The following is an 18,300-nucleotide window of genomic DNA, read 5'->3' as shown; positions in this document are numbered from 1 at the left end:
GCGCGCTCCCGGCCATGGTCATCCCTGGAGGCGTGGCGGGTCATTCAAGAAACGGAGCATAGCCAAATGAGCGAACAGCTGACGCTGCCCGCCGAGGCGCGCGACCGGGCTGGCAAGGGAGCCTCCCGTGCACTGCGCCGCGAAGGCCGGGTCCCCGCCGTGGTCTACGGCGAGAAGAAAGAGCCTCTCTCGATCCATGTCGAGGAGAAGCTCCTCGCCAAGATGATGTCGACCGGCCACTTCATGAACTCGGTCGTGATGATCGATTTCGAAGGCCAGCCGCACCGGACGCTGCCGAAGGCGGTCGACTTCCACCCGGTCAGCAGCCGGCCCATCCATGTCGATTTCCTGCGCATCGGCGAGCACACTAAGGTGCACGTCAACGTGCCGGTGCGGTTCGACAATGAGGAAGATTCGCCGGGCCTCAAGCGCGGCGGCGTCCTGAACGTCGTCCAGCACGAGCTCGAGCTGGTGTGCGACGCGGCCCAGATCCCGAACGAGATCCATATCTCGCTCGAAGGGCTGGAGATCGGTGACTCGGTCCACATCAGCCAGGTCAAGCTGCCCGAGGGCGTCATCCCGGCGAACGCGGACGAGGACTTCACCGTCGCCACGATCGTCGCGCCGTCGGCGATGAAGGCCGAGGAAGAAGAAGCCGCCGCGGCCGACGCCGTCCCAACCGTCGAGGGCGAGGAAGGCGAAGCTGCGGAAGGCGAAGGCGAGCAAGCGGGCGAGTAAGCCTTCTTCACCGTCACCGGAAAGTGCAGAGCCGCCCGCCCTCACCGGCGGGCGGTTTCTTTTTGCGCGCATGTCACGCTAGGTGCGCAGGATGCAACTCTGGGTCGGCCTCGGCAATCTGGGCGCTCAATATGCGCTCCATCGACACAACGTTGGATTCATGGCCGCGGACATCATCGCCGAGGTGCATGACTTTGCACCCTGGTCGAAGAAGTTCCGGAGCCTCGTCGCCGAGGGCCGCATCGGCCGCCACCGGATCCTGCTGCTGAAGCCGCAGACGTTCATGAACGACAGCGGCGACGCGGTTCAGCAGGCAATGCATTTCTACAAGCTCGACATGGACGACCTGACCGTCTTCCACGACGAGCTCGACCTCGCGCCGTTCAAGGTGAAGGTGAAGAAGGGCGGCGGCACCGCGGGCCATAACGGCTTGCGCTCGATCGATGCGGCGCTAGGCCCCGACTTCCGCCGCCTGCGCATCGGCATCGGACACCCGGGTCCTGGCCGCAAGGACCTCGTCACGCCGCACGTTCTCGGCAATTACGCCAAGTCTGAGATGGAGCCTTTGAGCGATGTCCTGGCCGCGATCGCCGCCGAGGCGGAATGGCTCGCCGACGGCGACGACGCCCGGTTCATGAGCGAGGTCGCGCTCAGACTGCAGCAGGACGACGGTTAAAAGTCGACGCTAAGGAAGCCTTGCACGAAACGGCTCGGATTCTGTCCGTAAAAGCCCGATCCCTGCACATTATAGCCGGTGCTGCCGGTGATATTGAAAAGCTGAAGCCGAAACGTCGCGTCGTGTCCCGCGAGTTTGAAATGATAATGGCCGCCGACGTCCCAGCGCCACTTAGCTGGGATAATGACCAAATTGTCGGTCGTGCCCGGAGCCCGGGCGCGGTTGATGACGGTCGTATCGAGCTCCAGTCCTTTGAGAGGAGTCTTCCAGTTGGCGTTGAGACTGAGCTGATGCGGCGAGAGACCGACTGGCTTTGAACCGATCACACCCGGAACACCCGCATCGCGTGCGACCTTACCGTCAATGAACACTCCGCCGGCGACGACGCTCAGCTGCGGTGTTACGTTGCCGGAGATCGAAAACTCGGCGCCGCGGCTTTCCACCGTCCCGACTTGCCTGAAGACGTTCGAGGAATCGAAACCGAAGTAGGGCCGGGTAAGATCGAACAGACCCCCAACGAGCTTAACGCTGCCCAGGACGATCCGGGCGCCGGCATCCTTCTGGGTGGTGATGATCGTCGGCAATGGCGAGTTGCGATTGGCTGCGTTCGGCGGCGCAAGCCCGCTTTCCTCGAGTCCACGGGCGTAGCCGGCGTAGATCGTCACCGTCTTTGTAACGTTTACCGCCGCAGTTCCGTTGTAGAGCCAGGGGCTGAATCGCGCGACCGCAAGGCCATCACCCGGAATAGCGGTCGTTTTTCGGAAGTGTGCCTTCGAAATGCTGAAGCTGATTTCCCCGACATTCCTCCACCGTCCGTCATAGGCCATGCCATAGGTTGTCTGGGTGAGATGCTGTCGGCTGACTTCGCCGAAATCGAACGAGGTCGGCTTGGGAACGTCGAGGATTTGGCCGATCCGCCCCGGACCGTAATCGAGCACAGCTGAGCCGCCGAACTGGCGATGGGCGTCGCGCTCACGAAGGCTGAGATGAATGACGTGCAGGCGTGGCCCGTCCACGATGCTGTGCGTAAGCCTGACTTCGCCGCTGACCGATCTGTTCTTGGTGGGCGGATCGGCGATGACGATGCGCTCGCCCGTCCCATCCGGAAGCTCGTTCGCGAGAATATTCGTGAACGAGCTTTTCTGATCCTGAACGCTTCGAAATGCCCCGACCCTCAGCACCGTGTCCGAGGCCAGAGTGAAATTGCCGAGGACGCCCTGATTTGTGGCCGTGAACCGGAAATCGGACCATCGCGCGCCTTCAAAACGATGCGGCTTGGCGAGCGGCGGCAGGAATTCGCCCGAGGGGCTGTAAAACACGCCGGCTTCGTCGTTGTAATCGTTGTAGAGCGACCAGAAGGGGATGATCTCGATACCCTTCGCGGGCCGCCAGCGAAGCAGCAGGCTCTGGCTGTGGTTGAGATTGTCGGTGCCGTCCGGAAAGGCGACCCGGCTGAGCACGACACCATATGCGAGCCCCAGCGTCGAGCTGATCGGCAATGAACCGTCGACTTCGACCCCGGCGCTGCCAAAGCTGTCGCCATTAATGACGATCGAGGCCGCCGCTTTGTCGCCGGGCTTCCGAAGGCCTATGTCGACGATCCCGCTCGGCGCCGCAAATGGATAGCCCTGGGCCGAAAGGCCGACCTTGATGCTGGTGGAATTGACCAGGGGGCTGACGAGCGAAGCGGCAAAGCCGGCCTGATCATAATAGAGTCCGTCAATACGCAAATTGCCCGCGGACGTCGGCGAAAAACCGCGAGCGTTTCCAGCATTGTAGATTCCGAGGGTCTCTCGCCCGACGCTGAAGCCGAAGGCGTCCTCGGCCTGAGTGATGGCGTTGTCTGAAGAGCGGGATTGGGCGGCGGCGGGGCCGGAAAGGCACGCTGCAGCCACGGCCAGCACCCCGGTTGACATGCACGGCCGCGACCTCATCGCTCAGTCCCCTGTTTCCGAACGCCCCGGTGTTCACGCGGTCGAGTGCGGCCGAGCCCTTGTCAAACCCGCATTCTGCAAGGAGCGGTCGCGGTTCGATTGATCTGCGAACGGTTGGAGGACACATACGGGTGGTGCGCAGCCTGTTCGTTACCAAGCTCTACGAGGCCGAGATCGGCGACCCGACGCTGCTGAACGAGATCGCCCATTCGATCCGCAGCCTGGCGCGCGACGACGAGGCCGGGCGCAGTTGGTCGAAAGCGCACCACTATCCCGGCTACACGAGCTATGCCTCACTCAACGATTTGCCGCTGCGCGATCCGACCGTCGGACGTTTGGCGAAGCTCTTGACCCGACACGCGGCCGACTTCGCCGCCGAATGCGCGTTCGAACTCGCACGCAAACCCAAACTCGACAGCCTGTGGGTCAATCTGTTGAAATCCAGTGGGCAGCACAGTGGGCACATCCACCCGCACAGCATCATTTCCGGCACGTTCTACGTCGAGGCGCCCAACGGCGCCGGCGCGATCCGTTTCGAGGACCCCCGCCTGCCGCTGATGATGGCCGCTCCGCAACGTCCCGAAACTTTCGTCACTATCCAAACCCGCCCCGGCCTGCTGCTGATGTGGGAAAGCTGGCTTCGCCACGAGGTGCTTCGCGGGACGGCCGGCGGGGACCGGTTGAGCGTCAGCTTCAATTTCGTCTGACGCGTCAGGTCCCCAGCGTGGCGGGCAGAGCAGCGGCGTAGCGGCGAACGTCCTCGATCTTGCCCGTGCTGACCCGCGACCAATTCTTCCATTTCCCATAGGCGCCGCGGATGATGATCCCGCGCTCGGCCATGCGCGCCCTGACGGCATTGGCGTCCGGCACCCGCACGAACACGAAGTTCGCCTGGCTCGGCAGCACGTCGGCTCCCGCTTTGCGCGCAGCTTCCAGGATCATCCCCCGGCCCTCGAGGATCCGATTCTTCGAGAAGGCCATGAAAGCCTCGTCGTTCAGCGACGCGATCGCCGCAGCCAGGGCGCTCGTGCCGAGATCGATGGTCATGATGTTGCCGTCAATCCGCTGCGCATTCTCCGGCGTCGTCAGGACATAACCGATGCGCAAGCCCGCAAGCCCGTAGATCTTCGAGAACGTCCGGCTGACAATCACGTCGCGGCCGCTCTTGACCAGGTCGAGCATCGAGTTCGCCTGCGGACGGTCGGTAAGCTCGTTATAGGCCTCGTCCACGAGCAGCGTGGTTCCCGCCGGAAGCCGCAGCGCGAACGCGCGCAATACATCGGGTTCGATGAGCATCGCGGTCGGGTTGTTCGGGTTGCACAGATAAATCATCGCCGCCTTGTTTGCGGCGGCAGCCGCCGCCATCGCATCGAGGTCGACGCTCATGTCGGGCCTCAGCGGCACGCGGATCAGGCGCGCGCCGTGGCGCTCGGCAACCTGAAGCGGCTCGTCGAAGAACAACTCCGGACAGACGATCGGCCCGCGCCGGCCCCAGTCGAGCGCCGCCGCGCTCAGCACTTCGGTCGAGCCGTTGCCGATAACGACTTGCCCGGGAGTGACGCCGAAACGCTCGGCGATCATTCGCCGCAGCCGCTCAGTCGCCTCGTCCGCATAATAGCAGCCCTTGCTCGCCGCGTCGGCCATCGCGGCCATCGCTTTGGGCGACGGGCCATAAGGGTTCTCATTGTACGTCAGCCAAGCGGTGCCTGACGCCGGCCCGAACAGCGGCGGCGCTTTCTGCGCGGCGATTGATGGCACACCCGCAAGTGCGGCGGCCGTTCCCGCCGAGGCTGCGCCCAGCAACGACCGTCTTGAAAGCGCAATAGTCATTGACGTCCCCCTTGCTTACGACAGTCGCGTCAACCATCCCTACTCGCCGGCACGGGTCACCTTCAATGTTTCCACCCTCGCCGATCCGCGACTGGCGCTCCGCTGGAGCAGACGGTAACGGCGCGCCATGTACAGGCTCTATTTTTCCCCAGGCGCCGCGAGCTTCGCGGTTCACTGGACGTTGATCGAGATCGGTGCGCCATTCGAACTCGAGCATGTCGACTTCCAGACGCGGGCGCAGAAATCGGCCGAATACCTCGGGATCAACCCGCTCGGCCAAGTGCCGACTCTGATTGTTGATGGGCAGCCGTGCACCGAGACTGCGGCGCTTCTGATGCTCCTCGCAGAGCGCCACGCCGAGGCGGGACTGGCTCCTGTCCCCGGATCATCCGACCGGCCGGAGTATCTTGAGCTAATGGTCTATTTGGCCAATGCACTGATGCCGGCTTTCCGCGCCTGGTTCTACCCGCAGGACTTCGGTACTCCCGAGCGGGCCGCGGCGATCAAGGAAAATGCGCGGGCTCGGATCGAAGCCGCCTTCGACCATCTCGACGCGCGGCTGTCCGACGGCCGCGGCTATTTCCTGGGCGACGAATTCAGCACGGTCGACATTCTCGCGACCATGCTGGCGCGCTGGTCGCGCAACATGCCCAAGCCCGCAGAACGCTGGCCCGGACTGGAGCGCTACTTGAAGCGAATGAAGCAACGGGCGTGCTTGCGCGAAGTGCACGCGGACGAGGGTCTGGACGACTGGATCGATTTGGCGGAGGTCGGCTGATGGGCTTCCGCTGCGGCATCGTCGGCCTGCCGAACGTCGGCAAATCGACGCTTTTCAATGCTTTGACCGAGACGGCCGCAGCGCAAGCGGCCAATTATCCGTTCTGCACGATCGAACCGAACGTGGGCCGCGTCGCCGTCCCCGATCCGCGCCTCGACAAGATCCGGGAAATCGCCAGCTCGGCCCAGGAAATCGAAACCCAGATCGAGTTCGTCGACATCGCCGGGCTGGTCCGCGGTGCATCGATGGGCGAAGGGCTCGGCAACCAGTTCCTCGCCAACATCCGCGAAGTGGATGCGATCGTTCACGTGCTGCGCTGTTTCGAGGGCGGCGACGTTACCCACGTCGAGGGCCGCGTCGATCCCGTCGCGGACGCCGAGACGGTCGAAACCGAGCTCATGCTCGCCGACCTCGACAGCCTCGAGCGCCGCGTTCCCAACCTCGTCAAGAAGGCGCAGCAGGGGGACAAGGAGGCGAAGGTCGAAGCGTCCGTGCTCGGCCAGGCGCTGGAGTTGCTACGAGCGTCCAAGCCTGCGCGGCTCGTCGTTCCGAAGGACCTCGAGGAACACAAGGCGCTCCAGCGCGCGCAGCTACTCACCGCCAAGCCGGTTCTTTATGTGTGCAATGTCCACGAAGCCGACGCGGCCGAGGGTAATCCGCTGTCGGAACGCGTATTCGCCAAGGCCAAAGCGGAAGGCGCCAAGGCCGTCGTCATTTCGGCGGCGATCGAGGCCGAAATCGCCACTCTGCCGTCAGAGGAGCGCGATCTGTTCCTGGCTGACCTCGGCCTCCACGAGACCGGGCTCAACCGCATGATCCATGCGGCCTACGAGCTTCTCGGTCTCATCACCTTTTACACCGCCGGACCGAAAGAGGCCCGGGCGTGGACGGTGCACAAGGGCGCCAAGGCGCCTGAAGCCGCGGGCGAGATCCACACCGACTTCGAGCGCGGCTTCATCCGCGCCGAGACGATCGCATACGACGATTTCGTCAAGCTCGGCGGCGAAGCCCGCGCGCGCGACGCCGGCAAGCTGCGGTCGGAGGGCAAGGACTATGTCGTCCAGGACGGCGACGTGATGCTGTTTCGCTTCAACGTCTAGATGGTCGCAAGCTTCAGCGCTTGCTTTCCTGGTAAAGTCCCCAGGTCATGATCGCGGCGACGACGATCGCAACGTAGCTGGCCGATTGCGGGATTTCGTGACTCCCGGCCGTGATCTGGAAGTGAGTGAACAGCCGATAGATGTGAAGCAGCATCGCAATCGCAAACAAAGCCGCGGCAATCATTGTGAACGGTTTCGTCATCTTATCCTCCCCTTTTACCCGTTTCGGATCATAGCGTAGTTTTTTCCATTGCGGAATCCGTCCGCAAAAGCCCCTCGGCTGCGCGAAGAGTCAGCATGACCCAGAGCATTCCAAAAGCCCAGCCGCCGATCACATCGCTCGGCCAGTGAACGCCCAGCATCACCCTGCTCGTGCCGATCAGAAGCGACAGGAGGATGGCGCTGCCCGCTGCAGCGAAGCGCCACCGGCTGTGCGCGGTCAACACCAGCGCCAGCGTCAGATAAAAGACCATCGAACTGGTCGCGTGCCCACTGGGAAAGCTGCTCGTCTTGACCACGACCAGATGCGGCTCAAGATCGGGGCGGACGCGCGCGATCCAATATTTCTGCACTTCGCCGAGCCCGCGGCCGGTCAGCGTGATCGCGAGCAGCGCCAGGCCCAGCCGGCCCCTCCCCGCGTACCACAGCCACAGCGCAGATAGCGCGGAAGCGCCGATCAGCATGGTAGGCTCGCCTAATTCGGTCAGCGCACGCGCGATTGCGATCATCACAGGGCGATGCCCGGCGTAGAGCGCCTCGTAGATAGCGCGGTCGGTTGCTCCGCCCCCAGCAACAAGCATCGCCAGCCAGATGCCGGCCAACAGCAGAATCGCGGCGATGAAGCGCAATTGCACACGCCGCGGCGGCGGTTGACGGTTCATGCCGCGCTCAACCATCGAATGGACGGACGGTTCGGCCTAGAATTTCGCCCCTACCCGAACTCCGATTGTCCGCGGCCGACCCGGAATGATGTGAAGTCGACTACAAGCACCGCAAGCGGTGAAGCGGGCGAGCTCATTGCGCTCGTCAAACACGTTCGTGGTGAACAGCTCAAGGCTGTAATCGCGCCAATCGTAGCCGGCGAACAGGTCGACGAGGGTTGATGACCGAACCCGTCCAAAAACGTCGTTCGGGTTGAAGCCTCCGCCAATGTTTTGCCTGACGTCGACGCCGGCCGGTCCTTGGTAGGCAACGCTACCTTGGACATGCGCTTTGCCCGAGCCCATCCGCCAGCTGTAACGGGCCGTGGCCGTGCCCTTGAACTTGGGCGTGACCGGCAGGCGGGTGCCGGAAGGCGTGACGATGAAGTCCTGATCGCCGTCGGTGGGGTTAGGTGTACTCAGGTCGGGGAAGAACGTGGAACAGTCGGCTGCGGTATCGAAGCTGATATGGCAGATCGCTCCTTTGGTCTTCGCGTCCGTGTACGAAGCCGCCGCGTTCAATGACAACCCGCCCGCAACGTATGACAGGTCGGTTTCGAGACCGTTGATCCTCGCATCGCGCCCGTTCTGGATCACGGTCAGGCTGTTGGGCCCGAGGAAGGCGAACTGAAATCCTTTCCAGATCTGGTGATAGATCGCGCCGTTCCAGATTAGCGGTCCGAACGAGGTCTTCCAGCCGGCTTCGAGGTTGTAGAGATAGTCCGGCGAATAGGCCGGAGCCGTTGGCTGGCGATTGATTCCGCCGGGCCTGAAGCCGCGCGACCAGGTCGCGTAGAACATCAGGTCCTTGGTCGGCTTCCACCGGGCGCTAAGGCGATGGATGAAGCCGGTGCCCTCGCTGCGCTTGGGCTCGAGTTGCCCGTTCACGACCGTGCCGACATTGGTGCACGGCGTGCCGGGAACACCGCCGGTGATTAGCGGATTGTTATCGTTCGGGTCGCGAAGCTCCGCGCCGCTTGTCGTAAGGCAGCGGTTATAGCCAAGCGTCGTGCCGACCGGGTTGACCTGACCCATCCCATTGAAGCCGATGAGCGTATTGTCGAACTTGTAGTAGCGCCCGCCGGCAATCAGCGTGATCTTCGGGGTGATGTCGAACTCCGCCTCCCCGAACAGCGCATAATCCTTGTCCTTGCGATCCTGGAGCGTCAGCCAGATCGTTCCGGGCCAGCCGTTCACCGAGACTTGCGGACCCAGGTTGTCGACCAAATAATTCTGATAGATGTGGTTCGTCTGGCGTTGATAGAATGCGCCGACGATGGCCCGCAGCCGCCACTCCTTCGGCGTCGCGAGCCGCAGTTCCTGGCTCATTTTCCTGAAGTGCTCGCTGCCGACGATGTACTGTCGCGGATCGATCGTCCGGCCGGCGGCGTCGACATAGTTCTGGTAGGTGGCGATTCCGCCGGAGCCTTCATAGATATAATCGTAGGCGTCGGTGTAGTCGGTATAGTCGCCCAGGGAATAGGTCGGGTGATTCAGGTACGCGCCGGCGTAGGTCAGATCGAAATTCCAGATCTTGCCCTCGACCGTCAGGGCCGCCTGCGTGAAGCTTTGCTTGCGATACTCGTTGCGGAAGCGCTGCTCCTTGAGGTCTCCAAGCGAAGGATCGAACGCGAAGAATCCATCCTGCTTGTAATATTGGTGCATGATCGTCGGAGTGACGGTCCAGTTGTCGTCGAGATCGATCTTGAGCGCCGCGCGCCCGCCATAGTTCTTGACCGTGTTGATGTCGTTTCGAACGAAGGCCGAATTATTGACCGAAATGCCGTTGTGAATGCAGCCGACGATAATTTGGGCCGGAGGCGGATCAGGGTTGGGCCCTAGCACCGGAGTGCCGCAATAGGTCCGCGTCCCGGGCACGTTATCGATGTACCCGGCGTCCTTTTGATAGAAAGCCACGCCGCGGAACGCGATGCGGCTTGCCAGGGGCACGTTGATCATGCCCTCGAGCTTTCCGCCGACCCCGCCGTGATCCACCGTGTTGAGCTCGCCGTCGACCCGCCCGTAGGTCGCGTTGAGGTCGGGCTTGTTGGTGATGATCCGGATCGTGCCGGCCTCGCTCGACGCCCCGTAAAGCGTGCCCTGCGGACCCGCGAGGCTCTCGATCCGCGCAATGTCGTAAATATGGACGTCGAGCGCTCCGCCGATCGTCGTCACCGGCTGCTCGTCGAGATAGACGCCGACCGACGGCAATGCGCCCGAGTGGTTGCCGTCGCCGCCTGTCGCGACGCCGCGCATGTAAACGACGGTACCGCCCGATTGGGCGAAGTTGTAGCTGACCGAAGGCAGCTGCTTGGTATATTCTTCGAAGTTCGAGATATTGAGCTGATCGAGCCGCCTCGTGCCAATCGCGATGACGCTTTGCGGGACGTTCTGAAGGCGTTCCTCGCGCTTGGTGGCGGTGATCACGATCTCGGTCTGGTCGGGGACGCTCCCGTCCTGCGCGTTTTGCACCTTCGGCGGCGGAGCGGTGACGTCGGTCGCGTTCGTCCCGGGCGCCGGCGATTGCCCGGGCTGGGCAAGCGCCGGACTTGCAAGCGCGGTCGACGCGAGAAGCCCGAGATTCAGCGCACGAAAATTGGCCATTCGAATGCCCCCATTCAGCCTTCTGTCGGCATTGCGACAGAGGCGTGACGGCTTGTCAACAACCGCGTCAGGTCTCGGCCCTGATTGTTTTCTACCGTTGCGGGAACGCCGCAGGCGCGTCGGGATACGCATCGAGCACCGGGCCGAGTGCCTCCTCGAGTGGCTGAAGGTGCGGCTCATAGGCGCGCCACTCCTCGGTCGCGTCGCGATAGATGGGGCGGCGTACCTGCTCCGAGCTTGGGGTCCGAACTGCGCGGTCCGTGTTGTAGAATTCCAGACAGGCGGGTTCGAACTCGAGCCCGCAATAGTCGAGCAGGCGCCGGATCTCGCCCTCCGTATCGTCGACCATCCGCTCGTAAATGACGCGATGGACCCGGCCCGGGAGCACGGCGTCGATATGCGCCATCAGCCGGACGTAATCCGCGTAATAGCGCCCGACGTCGGCAAGGTCGTACGTGAAGTCCTGTCCGCGCGCGAAATGCTGGCGGAAGTTGGAGAAGCAGCAGCCGAGCGGATGACGGCGAGCGTCGATGATCCTGGCGTTGGGCAGGACCAGCTGGATGAAGGGCACGAACAGCCAGTTGTTGGGCAACTTGTCGATAAAGAACGGGCGGTCGGTGCGACGCTGAACGCCCGCGCGCTTCAGATATTCCTCGCCGAGCGCCCGGCGCTCGTCGGCCGAGAACTGAAGAATGTTGCCCGGATAGGAGCCCGATTTGCGGGCCAGGGCCGGCATGTCGGGCAGCTCCGCCGTGCCTTCGACAAGACTATGCGACGACAGGATCTGCTCGATCAGGGTCGACCCGGCCCGCGGCATGCCGACGATGAAGATCGGGTCGGGTGCCTCGCAGCCGCCCGATCTTTCGGCAAAGGCGTCGCTGGTGAAGTCGGCGATACAGCGGTCGACCGTTCCCGAAATCCGGGAAGCGTCATAGGGGGCGGCCTTCGGTCGCAGCGCATTGGCGCGTGCATAATGGGCGAACGCCTCGTCGGCGCGGCCGGCATCGTGGAGCGCCTTTCCCAAGGCGAAGTCGATGTGAAGGCGATCGCCGTCGCTCAGGTGCGACGCCCGAAGCGCCTCGCGCATTGCCGCAAGGTCGTCCTCGTCGAACTTGACGGTCTTGAGATTGGCGAGGCTCCACCAGGCCTCGCCCAGCGTCGGCTGCATTTCGATCGCTCGCCGGTAAGCGGCGATGCCGTCCGCCTGGCGCCCGATCGTCTTCAGCATATGCCCGTAGCTTAGCCATACGCGCGGCTGGTTTGGGCCCCTTTCGAGAACGCTCTCGTAGAGGCCAATCGCCTCTTCGAAATCACCGAGACGCCCCAGGGTCGCCGCCTTGAGGTTCCAATGGCCGGCCCAATCGGGTTCCTCGCCAACAACGTCGTCGAGCAACGCCATTGCTTCGGCGGGACGTCCGGTCCGGCCAAGCACCATCGCCAGATTGGCCTTGGCGGCGGTCCACCCGGGCGCCAGGTCGACAGCGCGCCGGAGCAGGTTCTCGGCATCGCGCCAGCGACCGATCCGCGCGGCAAGCTCGGCGAGCATTCGGATCGCGGCCGCGTCGAACGGATCTTCCTTGAGATGCGGCTTCAGGATGCGCTCGGCGACGTCGAGCCGGTTCTCGTTGAGGGCCATCGCCGCCTCGATCAGACGCGGGTGCCAGCCTCTGCCGCTGGGAGATTGTGTCGCCACCGGCCTACCGTAGCGCCAAGCGGTTCGCGCCGCTATGCGCCGCCCTGATGATCTATTTCGAAGATCTGCAAGTCGGCGCGGAGACCGAATTCGGCTCGTACGACGTGACCCGCGACGAAGTGCTGGAGTTCGCGCGCAAGTATGACCCGCAGCCGTTCCACTTGTCCGATGAGGAAGCTGCCAAGACCCATTTCGGGCGGCTGTCGGCAAGCGGCTGGCACACTGCGGCGATGACCATGGCGGTCATCGCGCGCAAGGTCGTCAATGAGAAGCAGGCAGGGCTCGGTTCGCCGGGCATCGACGAGCTTCGCTGGAAGAAGCCGGTCTATCCCGGCGACACGCTGCACGTCCGCGGCAGGATCATCGACAAAACGCCGTCGCGGAGCCGTCCCGAGATGGGCTCTTTCCGCACCGAAACCACTGTCGCCAACCAGAACGGCGACGTTGTCATGACCTTCCAGTCGATCGTCCTGATCCGCCGCCGGCCGACAGGGGACGCGTCAGCCGCTTAGTTGTCGTGGTCGCCGTGGCGATGGCCGTGACCGCCGCGCGATTCCTGCGCGTCCTGATCACTGGTCGTTACTGACGAGCGTGTCTGCCCGCCGCCGCGGTTCCAATTGCCGGAACCACGGCTCCAGCTACCCGTGTTCGTCGCGGTGCCGTTGTGGTCGCGCCAATGCGACCGATCCCAGCCGCTCCAATTCTCGTGAGTTCCGGTCGTAGCGCCCGAATGGTTCTGCCACTGCTGCCGGCGCTGGCCCCAGTAGTGTTGCTGGTCATTGTTCCAGACGTGGCGCGTTCGGCTGCGGTCGTAGACGTAGGTGCCGGTGCCCGGATAATAATAGTCGCCGTACCAGCCGAACGGATCGTAGCCGTAGCCGCCGTAACCGCCGTAACCGCCGTAACCGCCGTAACCGCCGTAACCGCCGTAACCGCCGTAACCGCCATAGCCACCATAGCCACCGTAGCCGCCATAGCCGCCATAGCCACCGTACCCACCGTAGCCCACGCCGATCGAGACGCTGCTCCGCGGCCCGTAACCGTAGCCATAGGGGTCGTTGCCGTACATGTCGTAAGCGCAGCCGCTGAGGACGATACCGCTCGTCAGCGCCAGAACGGCCAAGCGAATTCGTGAAACGCGCATGTCGAGTCTCCACTACAACGGAGGAACATAACGCGGTGGCGCTCGGCGAGGTTAACGGGAAATGAATTCCCGGCGGGGGATCGTCAACCGGCGACGCCTTGCTTGGCCTTGGCGCGCTTGCTCTTCGCCTGGTTCTTCGGCTCGAGCGGCCCGGTGACACGCACCTCGCGCTTCGCCTCATACCAGATCTGCTGATAGGCGAGGTAGCCGAGGACGCTCGCGACCAGCAGGAAGATGGCCACGGCAAGTCCGGCCGCATGGCGGCTCTCGAGGTTCGGCTCGGCGGTCCAGACGAGGAATGCGGCGACATCCTTGGCCATCTGATCGACCGTCGCCGGCGTGCCGTCGGCATAGGTCACCTGGCCGTTGGTGACGAGCGGCGGCGGCATCGCGATGTTCAAATTGGCGAAATAAGGGTTGTAGTGCAGCCCCGGCGGCGTCTTCGCGTCAGGGAATTTCTTCAGCAGCTCCGCCGGCTGGTTCTGGAAGCCGGTCAGGATCGAGTAGACATAAGCGGCGCCGCCTTCGCGCGCCTTGGTCATCAGCGACAGGTCGGGCGGAAGCGCATTATTGTTGGCTGCCCGCGCCGCGATTTCGTTGGCGAAGGGCGGCGGGAAGTGGTCGGACGGGACTGCCTTACGCGTCGCCGGCTCGCCCGTGTCGGGGTTGAGCGACGGTACCTGCGTCTTCCAGTCCGACGCGATCTTCTTGATCTCGGCCTCGTTGTAGCCGAGCCCCTTGAGGTCGCGGAACGCCACGAGGTTCAGGCTATGGCAGGCCGAACAGACCTCCGAATAGACCTGAAAACCACGTTGCAGCTGGCGCGCATCGTACTTGCCGAATGGACCGTCCGAGGCGAGGTGCAACGGCTTGGGCGCGCGGTGGAACTCCTCGGATGCGAGCGGTGCGGGCGGGTTGCTCAAATTGGTCGCGAGATTGCTGAAGAACGAGATCAACAACACGCCGGCGAAGACGGCGCCGATGAAACCCAGAAGCCAACGAAGAAGCATGTGCTTGCCTGCCCCCTTATTCGGCCGCGGCCGTGGCGACGGAGCCGCGGCGCTTTTTGCTTTGGCCGGCCGGCGCCGCTTCCGCCGCCTCGCCGTGCAGCACGCTGTCGGAGATCGAGCTCGGCAGCGGGTCCGGGGTCTCGAACGCGGACACCAGCGGCAGGATGACCAGGAAGTGGAGGAAGTAATAAGCCGCGCTCATCTGCCCAAGCGCGTTGCGCAGCGGCGTCGGGGCGCCGCCGCCGGCCCAGCCGAGGATCACGACGTCGATCACCAGCAGCCAGAAGAAGCGCTTGAACACCGGCCGATAGGAGCCGGACCGCACCGGCGAGCGGTCGAGCCAGGGCAGGAAGAACAGCAGCAGGATCGAGGTGAACATCGCCAGCACGCCCCACAGCTTGGCGGGCAGGATGAAGTCGACCGTGAACGAGCGAAGGATCGCGTAGAACGGCCAGAAATACCATTCGGGCACGATCTCCGCCGGCGTCGCGAGCGGATTGGCCGGGATGTAATTGTCCGGGTGGCCGAGATAGTTGGGCGCGAAATAGGTCACGATTGCGTAGACCAGCAGGAAGGCGGCCGCGAACCAGCCGTCCTTCGCTGTGTAGAACGGGTGGAACGGCAAGGTGTCGCGCTCGTCCTTCACATCGACGCCGGTCGGGTTGCCTGAGCCCGGGATGTGCAGTGCCCAGATGTGGAGGATCACCACCGCCGCGATCACGAACGGCAGCAGATAGTGGAGCGAGAAAAAGCGCGTCAGCGCCGCCTCGTCCGGAGCGTAGCCGCCGAGCAGCCACACGCGGATCGGCTCACCGACCAACGGGAAGGCGGAGAAGAAGCCAGTGATGACCTGCGCGCCCCAATAGCTCATCTGGCCCCACGGCAGGACGTAACCCATGAACGCGGTCGCCATCATCAACAGGTAGATGACGAGGCCCAACATCCAGACCAGCTCGCGCGGCGCCTTATACGAGCCGTAATAAAGGCCGCGGAAGATATGGATGTAGACGGCGATGAAGAAGAAGCTCGCGCCGTTCATATGCGCGTAGCGCAGCAACCAGCCGGCATTGACGTCGCGCATGATGAGGCCGTTGACCGAATTGAACGCGCCCTCGGTCGTCGCGAAATAATGCATCGCGAGAACGATGCCGGTAACGATTTGAATCGTGAGGAACAGGCCGGCGATTGAGCCGAAGTTCCAGAAATAGTTGAGGTTCCGCGGTACCGGATAGCCGCCGCCGGTTGCACCATAGATGAGCCGCGGAAGCGGCAGGCGCTCATCGAGCCAGCGCATCACCGGGTGCTTGGGTTCGTAGGGCTTGGCCCAGGAAAAGCTCATCTCTTGAGGTCCCTCAGCCGATCGTCACGGTCGTCGGCGTTGTGAACGTGTAGTCCGGCACAAACAGGTTCCTGGGCGCCGGCCCCTGTCGGATGCGCGCAGCCGTGTCGTACATCGACCCGTGGCACGGGCAGAAATAGCCGCCGTAGGGCCCGCGGTTCTCTCCCTCACCGATGCCCAGCGGAACGCAGCCGAGATGGGTGCAGACGCCAAGCGTGATCAGCCAGTTGGCATGACCGGGCTTGGTGCGCTGGGCGAGCGTTTCCGGGTCGCGCAGCTCGGACAGCGGAACCGCATTGGCCTCGGCGATTTCCCTGGGCATCAGGTTGCGGACGAACACCGGCTGCTTGCGCCACTGCGTCTTGATGCCCTGCCCCGGCTGGACCTTCGAGATGTCGACCTCGGTAGTGGCCATCGCCAGCACGTCGGCCGACGGCGCCATCTGCACGATCAGCGGCGCCAGCGCGGCGACCGTCCCGACGCCGGCGAAGCTGACCGCGGCGACATTGAGGAAGTCGCGGCGGCGCACGCCGTCGCCTTCTGCATGACCTGTCGTTGCGGGACCCTCAGCCGATTGTGCCTTGGTGGCCATCATACCTCTTGAGACGCTTTTTCGTTTATGCCGGGACCGGCATCCATTGACGCCGCTCCGGCCGGTCGGCCGGGGCGATTGGCGGGCCTGATAGCGAGGCGACAGGGGGCGGACAAGGGGCTGAGAAGCCCCTCGCCAAGGTCAGTCGAGGATGGGTGCGGTGGCGGTCTCGGCATCGTGCTCACGCCGGCCGAGGAATGCCGCGTGAAGCATCACCGCGGCAGCGTAGAGCACGACGACGCAGACCAGCCAGCGCAAGATCTCGAGAGGCATGGTCTTCACGATGAAGGCGGCGACCAGGACGGCAGGGATTCCGCCGATCGCCAGCCCGAGCACGATCCGAAGGTCGATCTGCCCGATCTGGACGTGGCGCGTGCTTGCCGCAGCACCCATCAGCGCGGCCCCGCCGGCCATGATCGGGAAGGCGTAGCGCGGGTCGAGGCCCATCAGCCCGAACATCACCAGGCTCGGCGCGAAATTGCCGACGCCGAAATTGACCAGGACGCCGAAGGCGAAGTTTGCGACAATCGCGACGATCAGCAGGGTCAGCGGCAAGCTGCTCGCCGTGCCGCCGCCGGGGAACAGGTGAAGGTTGGTCATCGCATAAGCGACGGCCGCGAGGATAAGGGCAATCGCGACCACCAACTGGACGATCCACACCCGGGCGCGCGTGACCAGCGGCACGCCGACCATGCCGCCCATGAGCAGAGCAAGCACGCAACCGACGAGCAGCACCGGGTCGACGAGAACGCCGAGAAGCACGAGGAAGATGATCGATTCGGCCATCGCCGGCGGGGTCAGGCCGACGAGCATGGTCTGCGGGATCAGACGGTCGGGCACCAGCTTGCGGAACTTGAGCCAGGCGGCGGTCGGGGCGAACGAGCCGATCCCGAGCGTGTCGAAGAAGCTGACGACCGCACCGACAAACACGGCTTCAAGGTTCGGACGTGCGCGCTGCTTGGCAGCCGACCGGACAAGAATGGTGCTGAACAGCAGGATCGCCAGGGACAGCGGAACCAGGAGGGCGATCAGCATGGCGCACCTTCACAGTCGGGCGGCGGCGACGCAAGCACGGCGGTGAAATATTCGCCGCCCTCCTGACTCGGCGAGCAGGCTCGGCAATTTCACATTCCCAAGCTCGAATCACTTCTCACGTCATCCCCGCGAAAGCGGGGACCAGTCGGCGTGTTGGCGAGCTCAAAGCTAGGTTCCCGCTTCCGCGGGAATGACGAAAAGAAAGAAGAGCAAGGGCAACCATCATGGCGAACAACCCGGCCACCATCCTGTCGCGGATCAAGGATGAGGAGATCAACTGGGTCGACCTCCGTTTCACCGATCCCAAGGGCAAGTGGCAGCATTTGACCATGGCGTCGGGTGTCATCGACGAGGACATGCTGACCGACGGCTTCATGTTCGACGGCAGCTCGATCGCCGGATGGAAGGCGATCAACGAATCCGACATGATCCTGAAGCCGGATTTGGACGCGGTTTACGTCGACCCGTTCAGCGCAACGCCGATGCTGGTCCTCTTCTGCAATATCGTCGAGCCGTCGACCGGCGAGCTCTACGGCCGTGACCCGCGTTCCACCGCGACGCGCGCCGAGGCCTATCTCAAGCAGACGGGCATCGGCGACACCGTGTTCGTCGGCCCCGAAGCCGAGTTCTTCATGTTCGACGACGTCCGCTTCGAGGACGGCTACAACGCCAGTGGCTTCAAGATCGACGACATCGAGCTGCCCACCAACACCATGCGCGAATATGAAGGCGGCAACCTCGCCCACCGCCCGCGCGCCAAGGGCGGCTATTTCCCGGTCGCGCCGGTCGACAGCGCGATGGACATCCGCGGCGAGATGGTCGCGACGATGATCGAGATGGGCCTGCCGATGGACAAGCACCATCACGAGGTCGCCGCCTCGCAGCACGAGCTCGGCCTCACCTACGG

General features: G+C 63.8%; 18 protein-coding genes. 7 read left to right on the top strand and 11 right to left on the bottom strand.

The window, feature by feature from the left end:
* Positions 1-66: 66 nt before the first annotated feature.
* Together ACJ8FR_RS03050 and pth are read left to right on the top strand one after the other, a co-directional pair.
* Positions 67-738 (top strand): 50S ribosomal protein L25/general stress protein Ctc, encoded by a 672-nt coding sequence (locus ACJ8FR_RS03050; RefSeq protein ID WP_407827137.1) that lies wholly within the window; start codon positions 67-69, stop codon positions 736-738.
* Between the two features lie 91 nt (positions 739-829).
* Entirely contained in the window at positions 830-1,414 is a 585-nt protein-coding gene (gene pth / locus ACJ8FR_RS03045; protein WP_407827136.1) for an aminoacyl-tRNA hydrolase, read from the top strand.
* Here the strand turns inward: pth and ACJ8FR_RS03040 are convergent.
* On the bottom strand, positions 1,411-3,309 hold the full coding sequence (locus tag ACJ8FR_RS03040; protein ID WP_407827135.1) for a TonB-dependent receptor domain-containing protein: 1,899 nt from the start codon (positions 3,307-3,309) through the stop codon (positions 1,411-1,413). The genes pth and ACJ8FR_RS03040 overlap by 4 nt on opposite strands.
* 173 nt (positions 3,310-3,482) lie before the next feature.
* On the opposite strand from ACJ8FR_RS03040, the gene ACJ8FR_RS03035 reads away from it, so the two are divergent.
* Positions 3,483-4,055, top strand: coding sequence for a TIGR02466 family protein (locus ACJ8FR_RS03035; protein ID WP_407827134.1), 573 nt, complete (start codon positions 3,483-3,485; stop codon positions 4,053-4,055).
* Positions 4,056-4,059: 4 nt separating this feature from the next.
* Here ACJ8FR_RS03035 and ACJ8FR_RS03030 read toward each other — a convergent pair whose 3' ends face one another.
* The gene (locus tag ACJ8FR_RS03030) at positions 4,060-5,178 is read right to left on the bottom strand and encodes a pyridoxal phosphate-dependent aminotransferase (protein WP_407827133.1); all 1,119 of its coding nucleotides are present in this window, start codon (positions 5,176-5,178) and stop codon (positions 4,060-4,062) included.
* Positions 5,179-5,305: 127 nt separating this feature from the next.
* On the opposite strand from ACJ8FR_RS03030, the gene ACJ8FR_RS03025 reads away from it, so the two are divergent.
* Together ACJ8FR_RS03025 and ychF are read left to right on the top strand one after the other, a co-directional pair.
* The gene (locus ACJ8FR_RS03025; protein ID WP_407827132.1) at positions 5,306-5,956 is read left to right on the top strand and encodes a glutathione S-transferase family protein; all 651 of its coding nucleotides are present in this window, start codon (positions 5,306-5,308) and stop codon (positions 5,954-5,956) included.
* Positions 5,956-7,056, top strand: a complete 1,101-nt coding sequence (ychF, locus tag ACJ8FR_RS03020) for a redox-regulated ATPase YchF (protein WP_407827131.1) — start codon at positions 5,956-5,958, stop codon at positions 7,054-7,056. Before ACJ8FR_RS03025 ends, ychF begins: the two co-directional genes overlap by 1 nt.
* Before the next feature lie 13 nt (positions 7,057-7,069).
* On the opposite strand, the gene ACJ8FR_RS03015 is transcribed toward ychF, so the two are convergent.
* The 4 genes from ACJ8FR_RS03015 to ACJ8FR_RS03000 all read right to left on the bottom strand — a co-directional run bounded on the left by ACJ8FR_RS03015 (position 7,070) and on the right by ACJ8FR_RS03000 (position 12,216).
* Positions 7,070-7,258, bottom strand: coding sequence for a hypothetical protein (locus ACJ8FR_RS03015; protein WP_407827130.1), 189 nt, complete (start codon positions 7,256-7,258; stop codon positions 7,070-7,072).
* 28 nt (positions 7,259-7,286) lie between these two features.
* Positions 7,287-7,952, bottom strand: coding sequence for a phosphatase PAP2 family protein (locus ACJ8FR_RS03010; RefSeq protein WP_407827129.1), 666 nt, complete (start codon positions 7,950-7,952; stop codon positions 7,287-7,289).
* A gap of 21 nt (positions 7,953-7,973) precedes the next feature.
* Positions 7,974-10,580 carry a TonB-dependent receptor gene (locus tag ACJ8FR_RS03005; protein ID WP_407827128.1) on the bottom strand — a complete coding sequence of 869 codons (2,607 nt, stop codon included), beginning with the start codon at positions 10,578-10,580 and terminating at the stop codon, positions 7,974-7,976.
* A gap of 91 nt (positions 10,581-10,671) precedes the next feature.
* On the bottom strand, positions 10,672-12,216 hold the full coding sequence (locus ACJ8FR_RS03000) for a sulfotransferase (protein ID WP_407827138.1): 1,545 nt from the start codon (positions 12,214-12,216) through the stop codon (positions 10,672-10,674).
* A 104-nt stretch (positions 12,217-12,320) separates the two neighbouring features.
* Here ACJ8FR_RS03000 and ACJ8FR_RS02995 point away from each other — a divergent pair, with 104 nt between their 5' ends.
* Complete coding sequence (locus ACJ8FR_RS02995) at positions 12,321-12,785, top strand: MaoC family dehydratase (RefSeq protein WP_407827127.1); 465 nt, start codon at positions 12,321-12,323, stop codon at positions 12,783-12,785.
* Here the strand turns inward: ACJ8FR_RS02995 and ACJ8FR_RS02990 are convergent.
* From ACJ8FR_RS02990 to ACJ8FR_RS02970, 5 genes are all read right to left on the bottom strand, one after another.
* Entirely contained in the window at positions 12,782-13,417 is a 636-nt protein-coding gene (locus tag ACJ8FR_RS02990) for a hypothetical protein (protein WP_407827126.1), read from the bottom strand. The two genes, ACJ8FR_RS02995 and ACJ8FR_RS02990, sit on opposite strands and share 4 nt — an antisense overlap.
* 83 nt (positions 13,418-13,500) lie before the next feature.
* Positions 13,501-14,427, bottom strand: coding sequence for a cytochrome c1 (locus ACJ8FR_RS02985; protein WP_407827125.1), 927 nt, complete (start codon positions 14,425-14,427; stop codon positions 13,501-13,503).
* 16 nt (positions 14,428-14,443) lie between these two features.
* Positions 14,444-15,766 (bottom strand): cytochrome bc complex cytochrome b subunit, encoded by a 1,323-nt coding sequence (locus tag ACJ8FR_RS02980; RefSeq protein ID WP_407827124.1) that lies wholly within the window; start codon positions 15,764-15,766, stop codon positions 14,444-14,446.
* Positions 15,767-15,779: 13 nt separating this feature from the next.
* The gene (gene petA, locus ACJ8FR_RS02975) at positions 15,780-16,361 is read right to left on the bottom strand and encodes a ubiquinol-cytochrome c reductase iron-sulfur subunit (RefSeq protein WP_407827123.1); all 582 of its coding nucleotides are present in this window, start codon (positions 16,359-16,361) and stop codon (positions 15,780-15,782) included.
* A 138-nt stretch (positions 16,362-16,499) separates the two neighbouring features.
* On the bottom strand, positions 16,500-17,393 hold the full coding sequence (locus ACJ8FR_RS02970; protein WP_407827122.1) for a TSUP family transporter: 894 nt from the start codon (positions 17,391-17,393) through the stop codon (positions 16,500-16,502).
* Between the two features lie 224 nt (positions 17,394-17,617).
* Here ACJ8FR_RS02970 and ACJ8FR_RS02965 point away from each other — a divergent pair.
* The coding region (locus ACJ8FR_RS02965; protein WP_407827121.1) for a glutamine synthetase beta-grasp domain-containing protein at positions 17,618-18,300 on the top strand (683 nt) is incomplete at its 3' end.

It is taken from the genome of Sphingomonas sp. (assembly GCF_045810705.1).
In the GTDB taxonomy this organism is placed as follows: domain Bacteria; phylum Pseudomonadota; class Alphaproteobacteria; order Sphingomonadales; family Sphingomonadaceae; genus Sphingomicrobium.
This window is presented reverse-complemented; position numbering and strand designations above follow the sequence as displayed.